Origin of the sequence: Thalassotalea sp. PLHSN55 (genome assembly GCF_052030545.1) — a bacterium.
Classification (GTDB): Bacteria; Pseudomonadota; Gammaproteobacteria; order Enterobacterales; family Alteromonadaceae; genus CANMXU01.
In genome coordinates this window covers 166,790-180,879 of the sequence record NZ_JBPDIH010000007.1, presented here as the reverse complement: position 1 = coordinate 180,879, position 14,090 = coordinate 166,790, and the positions used below count along the sequence as shown (strand labels likewise).

The 14,090-nt window shown below is 40.2% G+C and carries 15 protein-coding genes; 1 reads left to right on the top strand and 14 read right to left on the bottom strand.

Translation table 11 applies throughout. From position 1 onward, the window contains the following. Positions 1-10: 10 nt before the first annotated feature. The 9 genes from fdx to trmJ all read right to left on the bottom strand — a co-directional run bounded on the left by fdx (position 11) and on the right by trmJ (position 7,098). Positions 11-349: an ISC system 2Fe-2S type ferredoxin gene (fdx, locus tag ACRRSQ_RS14920; RefSeq protein ID WP_440876557.1), complete on the bottom strand. Its 339-nt coding sequence runs from the start codon at positions 347-349 to the stop codon at positions 11-13. Between the two features lie 23 nt (positions 350-372). After that, positions 373-2,235: a Fe-S protein assembly chaperone HscA gene (hscA, locus tag ACRRSQ_RS14915; RefSeq protein ID WP_440876556.1), complete on the bottom strand. Its 1,863-nt coding sequence runs from the start codon at positions 2,233-2,235 to the stop codon at positions 373-375. Between the two features lie 40 nt (positions 2,236-2,275). Then, entirely contained in the window at positions 2,276-2,800 is a 525-nt protein-coding gene (gene hscB, locus ACRRSQ_RS14910; RefSeq protein ID WP_440876555.1) for a co-chaperone HscB, read from the bottom strand. A gap of 12 nt (positions 2,801-2,812) precedes the next feature. Beyond that, a complete protein-coding gene (gene iscA / locus ACRRSQ_RS14905; RefSeq protein ID WP_440876554.1) occupies positions 2,813-3,136 on the bottom strand; it encodes an iron-sulfur cluster assembly protein IscA in 324 nt (107 codons plus the stop codon). Positions 3,137-3,151: 15 nt separating this feature from the next. After that, positions 3,152-3,529, bottom strand: a complete 378-nt coding sequence (gene iscU, locus ACRRSQ_RS14900) for a Fe-S cluster assembly scaffold IscU (RefSeq protein ID WP_440876553.1) — start codon at positions 3,527-3,529, stop codon at positions 3,152-3,154. An 18-nt stretch (positions 3,530-3,547) separates the two neighbouring features. Then, on the bottom strand, positions 3,548-4,762 hold the full coding sequence (locus ACRRSQ_RS14895; RefSeq protein WP_440876552.1) for an IscS subfamily cysteine desulfurase: 1,215 nt from the start codon (positions 4,760-4,762) through the stop codon (positions 3,548-3,550). A gap of 39 nt (positions 4,763-4,801) precedes the next feature. Further along, the gene (iscR, locus tag ACRRSQ_RS14890; RefSeq protein WP_440876551.1) at positions 4,802-5,308 is read right to left on the bottom strand and encodes a Fe-S cluster assembly transcriptional regulator IscR; all 507 of its coding nucleotides are present in this window, start codon (positions 5,306-5,308) and stop codon (positions 4,802-4,804) included. A gap of 154 nt (positions 5,309-5,462) precedes the next feature. After that, a complete protein-coding gene (cysE, locus tag ACRRSQ_RS14885) occupies positions 5,463-6,275 on the bottom strand; it encodes a serine O-acetyltransferase (protein ID WP_440876550.1) in 813 nt (270 codons plus the stop codon). 52 nt (positions 6,276-6,327) lie between these two features. Then, positions 6,328-7,098: a tRNA (cytosine(32)/uridine(32)-2'-O)-methyltransferase TrmJ gene (trmJ, locus tag ACRRSQ_RS14880; protein ID WP_440876549.1), complete on the bottom strand. Its 771-nt coding sequence runs from the start codon at positions 7,096-7,098 to the stop codon at positions 6,328-6,330. A 386-nt stretch (positions 7,099-7,484) separates the two neighbouring features. Between trmJ and suhB the strand changes: the two genes are divergently transcribed. After that, complete coding sequence (suhB, locus tag ACRRSQ_RS14875) at positions 7,485-8,288, top strand: inositol-1-monophosphatase (protein WP_440876548.1); 804 nt, start codon at positions 7,485-7,487, stop codon at positions 8,286-8,288. A gap of 245 nt (positions 8,289-8,533) precedes the next feature. Here suhB and ACRRSQ_RS14870 read toward each other — a convergent pair whose 3' ends face one another. The 5 genes from ACRRSQ_RS14870 to pstA form a co-directional block, all read right to left on the bottom strand. Next, entirely contained in the window at positions 8,534-9,799 is a 1,266-nt protein-coding gene (locus tag ACRRSQ_RS14870; RefSeq protein ID WP_440876547.1) for an inorganic phosphate transporter, read from the bottom strand. A gap of 9 nt (positions 9,800-9,808) precedes the next feature. After that, positions 9,809-10,489 carry a TIGR00153 family protein gene (locus ACRRSQ_RS14865; RefSeq protein ID WP_440876546.1) on the bottom strand — a complete coding sequence of 227 codons (681 nt, stop codon included), beginning with the start codon at positions 10,487-10,489 and terminating at the stop codon, positions 9,809-9,811. 297 nt (positions 10,490-10,786) lie between these two features. Further along, positions 10,787-11,488: a phosphate signaling complex protein PhoU gene (gene phoU, locus ACRRSQ_RS14860; protein ID WP_440876545.1), complete on the bottom strand. Its 702-nt coding sequence runs from the start codon at positions 11,486-11,488 to the stop codon at positions 10,787-10,789. A 43-nt stretch (positions 11,489-11,531) separates the two neighbouring features. After that, positions 11,532-12,356: a phosphate ABC transporter ATP-binding protein PstB gene (pstB, locus tag ACRRSQ_RS14855; protein ID WP_440876544.1), complete on the bottom strand. Its 825-nt coding sequence runs from the start codon at positions 12,354-12,356 to the stop codon at positions 11,532-11,534. A 78-nt stretch (positions 12,357-12,434) separates the two neighbouring features. Continuing rightward, complete coding sequence (gene pstA / locus ACRRSQ_RS14850) at positions 12,435-14,072, bottom strand: phosphate ABC transporter permease PstA (protein ID WP_440876543.1); 1,638 nt, start codon at positions 14,070-14,072, stop codon at positions 12,435-12,437. Between the last annotated feature and the right edge of the window lie 18 nt (positions 14,073-14,090).

Here is a 14,090-nt window from a genome sequence, read left to right as displayed (position 1 = left end):
GAAAAATGAGCTAGTGATTTTCCGAAACCATATTGACGGTATATTTTGGAATTTCTACCACTAGATCTTCATCCGTGACTTTCGCCTGACAACCTAAACGCGATTCTGGCTCTAATCCCCATGCTTTATCTAGCATGTCGTCTTCTAACTCATCGCTTTCTTCAAGTGAGTCAAAACCTTCACGAATAATGACATGACACGTAGTACAAGCACAGACTTTTTCACAAGCATGCTCAATACCAATGTCGTTTTTAAGCGCGACATTTAACACACTTTCGCCTTCTTGTGCGTCAAGTACCGCACCGTCTGGACAAAGCTCTTCATGAGGGAGAAAAATAATTTTTGGCATCTTTATATCCTAATAATTACGAGCTAAACCTCGTCGACAGAATGGCCCGCTAATGCTGTTTTGATCGATGAATCCATGCGACGTTCAGCAAAAATGGCAGTACTCTGGTTTAATTTTTCAATGGCGGCTTCAATATCGTCCGCAACATCAGTTTGGCTAATTTGATTTAATTGAGCAATAGCTTGGTTAATTTCAGCTTGTTCGTTCTCAGCTAATAAATGGCTATCTGCTGCTAACGCTGATTGAATTGACTCAATGACACGAGCGGCTTCAACTTGCTGCTCTTTTAACATCCGTGCTTGAATGTCGCCTTTGGCATTACTCATTGATTCAAGTAGCATATTGGTAATTTGCTGCTCTTCTAAACCAAATGACGGTTTTACTGCAATGCTGGCTTCAACACCGGTCGATTTTTCCATCGCCGTCACTTCAAGCAAACCATCCGCGTCAACTTTAAAGGTTACACGAATATGAGCAGCACCTGCGGTCATCGCTGGAATGCCACGTAATTCAAAACGTGCAAGTGAGCGACAATGCTCTACCAATTCACGCTCGCCTTGTAAAACATGCACCGCCATCGCCGTTTGACCATCTTTGAAGGTGGTAAATTCTTGCGCTTTAGCAACAGGAATCGTGGTATTGCGCGGAATGACTTTTTCCACTAAACCGCCCATGGTTTCTAAACCAAGCGATAAGGGAATAACGTCAAGTAGTAGCATTTCGCTGTCTGGCTTATTACCAGCAAGAATATCTGCTTGAATGGCGGCGCCAATAGCAACAACTTTATCTGGGTCGATTGATGTTAGTGGCGTTTTGTTGAAATACTTTTCAACTTCACTACGCACTATAGGTACGCGTGTTGAACCACCAACCATCACAGTCTCAATCACTTCTTCCGTCGATATTTGCGCATCTTTTAATGCACGACGACAGGCACGTAATGTTTTCGCAACAAGTGGCTGAATTAAACGCTCAAAGGTATTTTTATCAACAGTAGATGAAAAGGTTTTGCCATCATCTAAAGTTAAATTAATCTCACACTGTTCAGCATCTGACAGTGACTCTTTTACTTGGCATGCTTGCTGCTGAATTTGACGTTCTAATGAATGTGATAGTGGACGCTCTAAACCTGCAAGTTCAATAAAATGATCTGCTAAAGCAATATCAAAATCATCTCCGCCAAGCGCTGAATCGCCACCGGTTGCTAATACTTCAAATACGCCTTTGTTTAAACGTAATATTGAAACATCAAAGGTACCGCCACCTAAGTCATAAACGGCAATAACGCCTTCTTGACCTGAGTCTAAACCGTAAGCTACAGCTGCAGCGGTAGGTTCATTAAGCAAGCGTAATACATTTAGCCCAGCAAGTTTAGCGGCATCTTTTGTACTTTGGCGTTGTGCATCATCAAAATAGGCAGGCACAGTAATAACAACACCGGTAAGTTCACCACCTAAGGCTTTTTCGGCACGCATTGACAAGGTTTTTAACACCTCTGCCGACACTTGCACAGGGTTCATTTTGCCCTGCCTAGTTAATAATTCTGGATGGTTTTCATCGCCAGTAAATTGATAAGGCAACGATGGATATTTAGCTTGAATATCAGCCAATGAACGACCAATTAAACGCTTAGCAGAAACGATGGTATTTTCAGGATCGCTAACCGATAATGCTTTAGCTGCATCACCAACAAGAATATTGTTGTCTTGATAGCTCACCACCGATGGTAAAATATCACGGCCTTGCTCATCGACAAGTGTTTCAGGTAGTCCGCTTTTTACACTCGCAACAAGTGAGTTGGTTGTACCTAAGTCGATACCTGCGGCTAAACGGTGTTCATGAGGAACTGTACTTTGTCCCGGCTCAGCAATTTGTAATAATGCCATGATAGGTTCTTTTGATTAGTTCAGATAAGTGTTCAACGTATTAATCGAATAATAGATCTTCAAGGCGATCTAATTCTATCTGAAGTTTTTGATAAAATTTTAATTTGCGCAAGTTTTCACAAGCTAAAACATCTGATGCCGTTTTATTTTCTGCGATCTGCGCTTCCATCTGCTGTAAGTGTTCGGTAAATTCACTCTCAAATATTTGTGAGACAGCAAACATTGCATCGTCAATATTTTCCGCTTGCTTAACTTCATCAAGCATTTCACGTAATTCCATTTGGCGCATTAAAAAACTCACATCACCAAACGATGCTTGTTCACTTGGCATATCTGTGCCACGTAATTTAAGCAAATATTCAGCGCGTTTTAGTGGGTCTTTCAACGTATGGTATGCGTCGTTAATGGTTGAAGATTTTTGCACAGCAACTAATTGTTCTTGTGCTGAACTATGCGCAAAACGGTCGGGATGGACCGCTTTTTGAAGTTTTTGATAAATAGCAGACAAGGCATTTAAATCAATATTAAAGCCTTGTTCGATACCAAATAACTGAAAATAATTCATGATTACCTAAGCCTAAACGTTAAAGCTTTCACCACAACCACATTCGCCTTTGGCGTTAGGGTTAGTAAATTTAAAGCCTTCGTTTAAGCCTTCTTTAACAAAATCTAGCTGCGTACCGTCGATATAAACCAGACTTTTTGCGTCAACAATAATATTGACTGAATCTATGGTAAACATTTCGTCGTCTTCGTTTAAATCGTCAACAAATTCCAGCACATAGGCAAGCCCTGAACAACCAGTGGTTTTAATACCAAGGCGTAAACCTAAGCCTTTACCACGGTTGATTAAAAACGATTTTACCCGATCAGCTGCTGCGGGGGTCATCGTGATAGCCATACTTTTTCCGCCTTGCTAGTTCTTGCTACGATAATCTTCGATAGCGGCTTTGATTGCATCTTCCGCTAAGATAGAACAGTGAATTTTAACCGGTGGTAATGCTAGTTCTTCTGCAATAGCGGTGTTTTTAATTTCAGCTGCTTCGTCAATTGATTTACCTTTTACCCACTCAGTAACAAGTGAACTTGACGCAATCGCTGAACCACAACCATAGGTTTTAAATTTAGCATCTTCAATAATACCTTCGTCGGTAATTTTTAATTGAAGCTTCATTACATCGCCACACGCTGGTGCGCCAACCATGCCGGTTGCTACTTGCGGATCATCTTTATCTAATGAACCCACGTTACGTGGATTTTCATAATGATCGATTACTTTTTCGCTATAAGCCATAATATTCTCCCAATTACTCTAGTGAGCAGCCCACTCAATAGAATCTAAATCAATACCGTCTTTAAACATTTCCCAAAGTGGTGACATATCACGTAAGTGACCAATCGCTTTTTGAATAATTTCGATTGCGTAGTCAATTTCTTCTTCGGTAGTAAAGCGGCCAAAACTGAAACGAATTGAGCTATGTGCCATTTCGTCATTTAACCCTAGCGCACGTAAAACGTATGAAGGTTCTAAACTTGCAGAAGTACAAGCTGAACCAGAAGATACCGCTAGGTCTTTTAATGCCATAATTAATGATTCGCCTTCAACAAAGTTAAAGCTAACATTTAAGTTACCTGCATAACGTTGCTCAGCATCACCATTAATAAATACTTGTTCCATTTCGCTAATGCCAGCCCATAAGCGATCACGCATCGCGGTTACATGAGCTAAGTCTTTTGCCATGTCTTCTTTAGCAATACGGAAAGCTTCACCCATACCAACAATTTGGTGAGTTGGCAAAGTACCAGAGCGCATACCGCGTTCATGGCCACCGCCGTGTGTTTGGGCTTCTAAACGAATACGCGGCTTACGGCGAACATATAAAGCGCCAATGCCTTTTGGACCGTAAATTTTATGCGCCGAGAACGACATCATATCCACTTTTAATTGCTGCATATCAATGGCAATTTTACCGGCACTTTGTGCGGCATCTACGTGGAAAATAATTTTACGTGAGCGACATAACTCGCCAATTTCAGCAATATCTTGTACAACACCAATTTCGTTATTTACATGCATAATGCTTACGAGCACAGTGTCATCACGAAACGCCGCTTCAAGCTTTTTAAGATCGATTAAACCATTTGATTCAGGGTCAAGGTAAGTCACTTCAAAACCTTGACGTTCAAGTTCACGACAGGTATCTAAAACCGCTTTATGTTCGGTTTTGCAGGTAATAATGTGCTTACCTTTTTTACTGTAAAAATTCGCCGCACCTTTAATGGCAAGGTTGTTTGATTCAGTTGCGCCAGAGGTAAATACAATTTCGCGAGGATCAGCGTTAATTAGGTCGGCAATGTCATTGCGCGCAATATCAACCGCTTCTTCAGCTTGCCAGCCAAATTTATGAGAGCGCGAGGCTGGGTTACCGTAAAAACCGTCGGTAGTAAGGTATTGCATCATTTTTTCAGCAACACGCTTATCAACTGGTGTTGTTGCTGAGTAGTCAAAATAAATAGGAAGCTTCATTCGCTCACAATCTCCAATCTGTATAGCTACGCTGGCAAGTTACCAGTCGTTAATCACATTCTTTGTTGAAATTAGGGTTTCTAACTCATTTGGGTGTTGAGACTTTATGTACAGCTGATCTTGTCGTTGAGACACAGCTTTAATATCTTTTTGGCTAACCAATTCAGATAATGAAATGTTTTCTAAAAAGCCTTCAATTCTTTCACTTAAGTCTGACCATAGTGAGTGGGTTAAACATTTTACGCCACCTTGGCAATCAGCCTTACCTTCGCATCGTGTTGCGTTAATGCTTTCATCAACTGCAGCAATCACGTCAACAATGCTTATTTGTGCTGAACATCGACCAAGTCGATAGCCGCCACCTGGGCCACGCACGCTAGAAACTAAACCGTGCTTGCGTAATTTAGAAAACAACTGTTCTAAATACGATAATGAGATGTCCTGTCGTTCAGAAATATCAGCTAATGGCACAGGGCCTGTTGCAGCGTGAAGTGCCACATCTAACATAGCTGTTACGGCATAGCGCCCTTTTGAAGTTAATTTCATTTGATCCCCGTCTTATTCGCAGCGCAATTTTACATAACCTTGTTATATAGTCAAGTAAATAACCAACCACTTTACTCGGGTATTTTACTTGCTTTAATTTGAGAGTCAATTAAATACTTGAGCATTTAACTCAAGTATTCAATTTTTTGCGTGATTAGATCTCAGGATCAAACGAGTTTACTGTCTCTTCTCGCTTCTTAGCGGCGGCTTTTTCGTCTTCGACAAACTCACCAACACGAAGTTCAGGTAGCGCTTCTTGGCAAACACTACCGCCAAGTTGATTAATTTCTTTACAAAGTTCAGACACTTTGTTGTCCATTAAGTGCATATGATCGAGCATTCGACCAATCGCCTTAGCTACCGGATCTGGATTATTAGTTGCCACCGCGTAGGCGTCAAAACCATATTTTTTCGCAATAGCATCACGTTCGCCATTACTGGCTTGGTCAGTTTTTTTAGTGTTTACCACACGACCTGGAATGCCAATAACAGTTGCTCCTGCAGGCACATCTTTTACCACTACCGCATTTGAACCAATACGTGAATTTTCACCAATATTAAGTGGCCCTAATACTTTTGCACCAGCGCCAATAACGACGCCATTGCCTAAAGTTGGGTGGCGCTTACCGGCATTCCAGCTCGTTCCACCTAAAGTCACACTATGATAAATAGTACAGTCATCACCAATTTCAGCCGTTTCACCAATAACAATGCCCATACCATGGTCGATAAAAAAACGGCGACCTAAGGTAGCACCAGGGTGAATTTCCACGCCAGTTAACCAACGAGCAAACGTTGAAATGGTACGCGCAATTAATTTCAGGTCTTTTTTCCAAAACCAATTAGACAAACGATGCCACCAAATAGCATGCATGCCTGGGTAGTTGGTTAATACTTCAAAAACCGTACGTGCTGCGGGATCTCTATCAAAGACACTGTTTATATCTTCTTTGATACGACTGAACATGTTATTTCCCTTAATGTGAAATTATTAGTACACGCTTGCCTTTGCTAAGCGATTAGTTGTTATCGTTATCTTTATTGGCGCTAGCTCGCTCTACCGAAGCAAGAATACCGCGCATCATTTTTAATTCTTTAACGTCAGGACGAGCTCGGTTGAAAAGTCGTCTTAACTTAGTCATGACTAAACCAGGATGACTTGGCACTATAAAACCGGTGCCTTTTAGTGCATTTTCAAAATGCTGATAAAAACGCTCGGTCTCTTCAACGACAGGAAACGCTTCTTCGTCTGTTTGTGCCGCTGCTTTGCTCTGATGTTTTTGCTCTTCTTTTAGCAAATAACTAGTGCGTACTTCATAACTTAAGGTTTGCACCGCCATCGCTAAGTTAAGCGAGCTATATTCAGGATTAGCTGGAATTTGCACGTGGAAATGGCACAGCTGCAATTCTTCATTGGTTAAGCCGCTGCTTTCACGGCCAAAGACTAATGCCACTGGATATTCGCTAGCTTCTTCAATTAACTTTTCACCACAGCCACGCGGTTCAAGCATAGGCCAAGGTAACGTGCGAGAACGTGCACTGGTACCAACAACTAAACCACACTCATTAATGGCTTCTTCTAAAGTAGCAACCACTTTAGCGTTAGCAAGTACATCGGTTGCCCCTGCGGCTAAAGCTTGAGCTTGGCCATTTGGCATTTCAATTGGGTCAACCAAAATAAGTTGGCTTAAGCCCATGGTTTTCATTGCGCGAGCTGCTGAGCCGATATTACGGCAATCTGAAGTATTGACTAGTACAATACGAACATTATCTAATAAAGAGTCTGACATTTATAACTATCTAGATGGCTAAAACAGCCTCGATTTTACCATAGAAAAATAACAATGTACTGCTAAAAAGCACTAATTTATTGGTCTAAGCTATGGCTATTGATTATGAGCTGATGCATTTATTAATAAAAACCCTAATGAAGACAACAACAAAACAAATATTAACGACTCAGATAAATTCTTTATCGCCTATTTGTTTGTGCTTTGCTATAATACGCGCGCTTGATTTTCGCTCGGCGTTTCAAGCGTTGCTCTTTTACAAAGTTGTTTAATATATTTTCTAAGAAATTAACCCTGCATTTGCCTATGAATAGGCGCGGCTCGGTCGTATTGTGTTAATTTATTAGAAGATTATTACTATTTATTCGTTAAATAAGGTAGTCAATATGCACCCGATGCTAAATATTGCTGTGCGCGCTGCGCGTAATGCAGGTACTGTAATTGTTCGCGCGTTCGAACAGTTAGATAAAGTAGAAATTGAAAAGAAAGGCACAAATGATTTTGTCACGAGTGTTGATTTAAGCGCAGAACAGACAATTATTGAAACCATTCGTAAATCATACCCAAATCACAGCATTATCAGTGAAGAGGCTGGTGAACTTAAAGGTGAAGATAACGACTACCAATGGATCATCGACCCACTTGATGGTACCACCAACTTTGTTAAAGGCATTCCTCATTTTGCTGTATCTATTGCGCTTAAAGTAAAAGGCAAGTTAGATCAGGCTGTTATCTATGACCCAATTCGTGGCGAACTATTTACTGCCAGTCGCGGTAAAGGTGCACAATTAAACGGTTTTCGTATTCGTGTAAAACAACACAAAGAATTAAGTGGCGCTGTTTTAGCAACGGGTTTCCCTTTTAAACATAAACAACATACCAATGCTTACTTAGATATTTTCAAGGCATTATTTACCAAAACGGCTGACATGCGCCGTGCAGGCTCTGCAGCACTAGATCTTGCTTATGTTGCCGCAGGACGTGTTGACGGTTTCTTCGAAATTGGTTTAAAACCATGGGATACAGCAGCAGGTGAATTATTAGTGATTGAAGCAGGTGGTTTAGTGACTGACTTCTCTGGCGGTCACGGCCATGCTAAATCAGGCAACACGGTTGCAACGAGCAGCCGTTTGCTAAAAGAAATGCTTAAAGATATGCGTCCTCACTTAGGCGAAGCATTAAGCAAGTAATAAGCTAAAATGTTTGTTGAAAGGCGCTGACTGTTAACAGTCAGCGCCTTTTTTGTGCCTAATATTTATTCCACCTTTTGTCACTTACTAATTAGTAGCTTGCTTTTTGCCATTAAACATTAGCTTTGCAACGATAGAGCCATAGTCACTATGAGCGTTTGATAACCCCAAAGTAGACACCTAAATTTTTGCCATAAAAAAACCAGCATAAATGCTGGTTTTTATTTAAGTTATTTTCTTATGAATTAGCTAAACGAAGCGCTCATAATCCAGAAGAATATAATTGAAAGGCCTGCGCCTACTGGTAAGGTAATTACCCAAGAAACCACAATGTTGCGAACAACACTCATGTTAATCGCAGCAATACCACGCGCCATACCTACACCTAATACGGCGCCAACAAGCGTTTGCGTAGTTGAAATAGGTAAACCAGTACCTGAAGCAATAACTACTGTACATGCCGCTGCAAGTTCAGCAGCAAAACCACGGCTTGGTGTTAAGTGAGTGATGCCTTTACCGATAGTGGCAATAACTTTATGACCAAATATCGCAAGACCAGCAACAATACCAAAACCACCTAGTGGTAAAATCCACCAAGCAATAGCCGATTTCGCCGCAATTTGACCTTCGTTGTCAACAATACTTACTACCGCTGCTAGTGGACCAATCGCGTTAGCTACATCGTTTGAGCCGTGAGCAAATGCCATACAACAAGCCGTTACAATCATCAAAATTGCAAAAACTTTTTCTACGTTAGCGTAGTGTGTATTTTTGTCAGCTTTCTCGTCAAAATTCAAACGACCAATAAAGATTTTACCAATAAAGGCAACCAACGCAGCAACTGCAATTGCGTATAAGTAACCATCAACAGCAGGAATATCTAAACCAATATGTTTTAAACCTTTTTTGATAGTCACTAACGACAATACAAAGCCCGCTAGGAACATATAAAATGGCACCCAACGTCTTGCTTGCTCTAGTGGTTTCTCTGTATCAAAAATAAGTTTCTGTGCACTGTTGAAAATGATGAATGCAATAACACCCGAAATTAACGGTGTGATAATCCAACTACCAACAATGCCGCCTACTTTGCCCCATACAACCGTATCCATGCTGACGCCAATCGCAGCGAAACCAATAATGGCACCCACAATTGAGTGAGTCGTAGAAACAGGCCAGCCCAAGTAAGAAGCAATTAACAACCAAGTTGCCGCCGCTAATAATGCTGAAATCATACCAAATACAAGTAATTCAGGCATATCAACAAACGCGCCTGCATCAATAATGCCTTTACGTATGGTCGATGTTACTTCACCACCGGCTAAGTAAGCCCCTGCAAATTCGAATATCATTGCAATGATAATTGCTTGTTTAATCGTTAATGCTTTTGAACCTACTGAGGTACCCATTGCGTTTGCAACGTCGTTAGCACCTATGCCCCAAGCCATAAAAAAGCCAACAAAGGCCGCGATCATGACTAATAAAGAGCCATTTGAAATTAAAATATCCACAATATAGCCCTACTTTCTAGCCAATAGTATTTCTAAACGGGCACCTACGCGCTCAGCTAAGTCAGCCAGATCGCCTACCCATTCAATGATTTGATATAAGAACATTACATCAACTGGGTTTAAATCCTTTTCTAATTCCAGTAATTCTCGACGTAGTTTAATTTGCATACCGTCTGTGTCATCTTCGATTTCGTCTAGTTGATTGATCATCTTTTCAACCAAATCAACTTCACGACCTCTAAAACCTGTTTCTAATAAGTCGTCTAACTCATTAATTGCATCGGCTGCTTTTTCCGTAGCATCAATACAACGTTGAACGTAAAGTGCAAAGTCAGCTTGAATGCTTGCTGGAATTTCCAATTCACGACCAATAATACGACCAGCAATATCTTTGGTCTTATTAGCAATTTTATCTTGTTGAGTTAATAGCTCGAGTAAATCAGCACGATCTACAGGCATAAATAAACCGCCCGGCAACTCTAAACGTAATTGACGTTTTAGCGCATCGGCTTCTTGTTCTATTTTTGAAATTTTGTTGCGAACTTTACCCGCTTTAGTCCAATCTTTTTCAGTACAAGCTTCAAAAAATGGTACTAGTTGGTTACAACATTTTGTTACCAAGCGAATATGCTTTTCTAACGGTTTGATTGGTGATTTTGCAAAAACACCAAGAATTGAATTTCTGGCCATAATAATTTTCCAGGAGAAATCTCTTTGTTTAAATTCGTTGCGGATAGTACCCCATTTACAACCATTAACAAAAGACTTTTTCTTATTGGTTTGCACAGAGTGTAGCTATCATTTAATAAGACACCTAAAAAACGTAAATAAGTGTTGAATTTACGTCTTACATGCCATTTTTACTTGACAAAAAATGCAGCCTATTGAAGCAAGTTTTGTCTACTTTACAAGTAAAAACGCTATTAACTTATTAAAAAGTTAATAGCGTTTTTGTTAATGAAACGCGGTAAAAAGCTTTTATGCTTTCTACAGGTTTTTCATATCTTCTGCGGTAGTGTGGCGTACCACTTTACCTTTAACAAAATAAATGATGTATTCACAAATATTTTGACAACGATCGCCAATACGCTCTAATGCACGTGCCGACCAAATGACACTCATAATTTGTGGAATTGAACGTGGGTCTTCCATCATGTAAGTCATTAACTGACGCATTAAGGCTTCATATTCACGGTCAATTTTGGCATCACCGCCGTGAGTTTGTAGTGCCGCATCAAAGTCCATACGTGTAAACGCATCGAGAGTGCGCTGTAAAATATCTAAAACTAAACGACCTAAGTTATCTAGGCTTAGCAGTAAATCTTTTTGCTTGCTTGAGTAGTTTTCTAAGGCAACATTCGCTATTTTTTCGGCTTCATCACCAATACGCTCTAAGTCAGCAATGGTTTTGACGATCGCCATAATAAGACGTAAATCACCAGCTGCAGGCTGACGCTTTGCGATTATACGTGTACATTCATCATCAATACTGACTTCCAAGTTATTAATTTTATAATCTTGGTTAAGTACATGTTTCGCTAAAGCTTCGTCTGTTTCGCTAACGGCTTGTAATGCGTCGCTTACTTGTTTTGAAACTAAGCCACCCATTTGCATAACATGGTTGATGACACGTTCTAAGTCTTCATTAAACTGGCCTGAAATATGTCGACCAACATTAACGTTATCCATAATTTATCTCTTAATTTTGCTGTTAGGTTTTGCCTAAAAAAAATTAACCGTATCGTCCGGTGATGTAGTCTTCGGTTTTCTTTTTATCTGGTGTAGTAAATAAAGTATTGGTGTCGTTATATTCAATTAACTCGCCCATATACATGAATGCTGTTTGGTCAGAAACCCTTGCCGCCTGCTGCATGTTATGGGTAACAATAACAACGGTAAAGTTTTTCTTTAAGTCGTTAATCAGCTCTTCAATCACTAAAGTAGAAATTGGGTCAAGTGCTGATGTTGGTTCATCAAGTAATAATACTTCAGGTTGAATGGCAATCGCACGAGCAATAACCAAACGTTGTTGCTGACCACCTGACAAACCAAGCGCACTTTCATTTAAGCGATCTTTAACTTCATCCCACAATGCTGCACTGCGTAATGCTTTTTCTACCGCAACATCTAATACGCGGCGGTTATTTTCGCCCATAATGCGCAAGCCATAAACAACATTTTCATAAATGCTTTTAGGAAATGGGTTCGGACGCTGAAATACCATACCAACTTTGCGACGCAGCTGTGCAACATCAACATTTTTATTATAAATGTTTTCGCCGTGTAAATTAATTTCGCCTTGAATACTACAACCATCAACTAAGTCGTTCATGCGGTTAATACAACGTAATAACGTTGACTTACCACAACCACTTGGGCCGATAAAAGCCGTTACTTGGCCTTTAGGAATAGACATAGAAATATTTTGCAGCGCCTGTTTTTCACCATAGAACAAGTTTAAATCATTAATGTTTAATGCCACTTGTTCTGGAGAAAGATTGTTCAAATCTATAATCGGTTGACTACCTTGTTGAACTCTCGGGGTTACGGTGATCATAATTTACTCTTTATTTAATACTTAATTTGTTTTCAATAACGCACATATAGTGCGTTATTGGCAATAGTGGTGTGCAGCTTAGTGCTCTAACATACGGTATTTTTCACGTAATCTATTACGAATAGACACCGCCGTCATGTTCAAGGCAACAATAATGGTTACCAATAATAATGCTGTTGCATAAACCAAAGGTCTTGCCGCTTCTACGTTAGGGCTTTGGAAACCAACATCATAAATGTGGAAACCTAAGTGCATAAATTTGCGATCTAAATGTAAGAACGGGAAGTTACCATCAAGTGGTAAATTCGGCGCCATTTTCACGACACCAACCAACATTAACGGTGCAACTTCACCAGCAGCACGAGCAATCGCTAAAATAATACCCGTCATAATCGCTGGGCTGGCAATCGGTAAAATAATACGCCATAAGGTTTCTATTTTTGTTGCACCTAGTGCAAGGCTACCTAAACGCATCGACGATGGAATACGTGATAAACCTTCTTCGGTTGATACGATAACCACTGGTAAGGTTAAAATAGCCAAGGTAATTGCTGACCAAAGTACACCTGGCGTACCAAATGTTGGACTTGGTAAGGTTTCAGGGTAAAACAATTGATCTAAACTGCCGCCAATCATATAAACAAAAAAGCCTAAACCAAATACACCATATACAATCGATGGCACACCGGCCAAGTTAATTACCGCAATACGTAATATTTTAGTTAGCACATTTTTACCCGCATATTCATGCAAGTAAATGGCTGCAACCACACCAAAAGGTGAAACGATTACCGTCATTAGCAATACCATAAGCACGGTACCAAAAATGGCCGGAAATACACCGCCTTCGGTATTGGCTTCGCGTGGTTCATCACCAATGAATGCACCAATTTGTGAGAAAAACACGCCGGTTTTCTCAATAATGCTCATTTGGTTATTAAAGTGAATCTTTAATATTTGGTCAAAGTTGATGGTGACGCGCTCGCCGCCCATCGCAACCATTACAAGCTGATCACGCGCTAACTTTGCTCTTAAGGCTAAAAGCTCAGTTTCTAATACCTGATAATCAGCTTCAAGTTTTGCATTTTCAGCACTAAATTTCGCTTTTAGTTCATCGGTTAACGTTTCATCAAGCGCATGTTTACGCTCTTTTAAACGTTGACGTTCTAACTGATAGTTAATCGCGCCGATATTATCTTTTTGTAATTCGTCAATCTCTTCTTGAAAGTCGGAGACGCGTTCAAGCAAAACAGGCAACTCAGTTATAGCAACTTCTTGACCGTCTTTAATCACTTTTTCAATGCGACCGTAAAAGTTACCGTTAGTGCGACGTTCAATGACCGCTAAATCTTCTGGTGTAGATTGCTCTGTAATTTGTGGCACCAATAACCAGCGAAAATCTAAGCTCACTAATTCGCGGTTACCGGTTTTAACTAATAAGCGCTCTACGGTTTCAGTGCCTTCAGGTAGTACCAGGTTAGTATGTGATAACTGCGATGCTGGAATTTGCTCACGATCGTAGATTTCACCAATAACAACACTGTTCTTGCCTTCAGTATCTTTTAAGCTAAATTGATGAATTTCCGATGGCCAAAAATACGATAAACCATTTGACGCAATTAACAATAATAAGCCTATTACTGAAATTAAACTGATACTTACACCGCCAGCAGACAACCATACCCACGGAGAACCAGATTTAAACCAAGTATTCATTAAATTATCCTTACCTTA

What these genes read in the sequence shown, in the direction of transcription:
- fdx (WP_440876557.1), bottom strand. Translation starts at nt 349, where the DNA reads ATGCCAAAAATTATTTTTCTCCCTCATGAAGAGCTTTGTCCAGACGGT.
- iscU (WP_440876553.1), bottom strand. Translation starts at nt 3,529, where the DNA reads ATGGCTTATAGCGAAAAAGTAATCGATCATTATGAAAATCCACGTAAC.
- ACRRSQ_RS14895 (WP_440876552.1), bottom strand. Translation starts at nt 4,762, where the DNA reads ATGAAGCTTCCTATTTATTTTGACTACTCAGCAACAACACCAGTTGAT.
- hscA (WP_440876556.1), bottom strand. Translation starts at nt 2,235, where the DNA reads ATGGCATTATTACAAATTGCTGAGCCGGGACAAAGTACAGTTCCTCAT.
- hscB (WP_440876555.1), bottom strand. Translation starts at nt 2,800, where the DNA reads ATGAATTATTTTCAGTTATTTGGTATCGAACAAGGCTTTAATATTGAT.
- pstA (WP_440876543.1), bottom strand. Translation starts at nt 14,072, where the DNA reads ATGAATACTTGGTTTAAATCTGGTTCTCCGTGGGTATGGTTGTCTGCT.
- ACRRSQ_RS14865 (WP_440876546.1), bottom strand. Translation starts at nt 10,489, where the DNA reads ATGGCCAGAAATTCAATTCTTGGTGTTTTTGCAAAATCACCAATCAAA.
- suhB (WP_440876548.1), top strand. Translation starts at nt 7,485, where the DNA reads ATGCACCCGATGCTAAATATTGCTGTGCGCGCTGCGCGTAATGCAGGT.
- iscR (WP_440876551.1), bottom strand. Translation starts at nt 5,308, where the DNA reads ATGAAATTAACTTCAAAAGGGCGCTATGCCGTAACAGCTATGTTAGAT.
- trmJ (WP_440876549.1), bottom strand. Translation starts at nt 7,098, where the DNA reads ATGTCAGACTCTTTATTAGATAATGTTCGTATTGTACTAGTCAATACT.
- cysE (WP_440876550.1), bottom strand. Translation starts at nt 6,275, where the DNA reads ATGTTCAGTCGTATCAAAGAAGATATAAACAGTGTCTTTGATAGAGAT.
- pstB (WP_440876544.1), bottom strand. Translation starts at nt 12,356, where the DNA reads ATGATCACCGTAACCCCGAGAGTTCAACAAGGTAGTCAACCGATTATA.
- phoU (WP_440876545.1), bottom strand. Translation starts at nt 11,488, where the DNA reads ATGGATAACGTTAATGTTGGTCGACATATTTCAGGCCAGTTTAATGAA.
- iscA (WP_440876554.1), bottom strand. Translation starts at nt 3,136, where the DNA reads ATGGCTATCACGATGACCCCCGCAGCAGCTGATCGGGTAAAATCGTTT.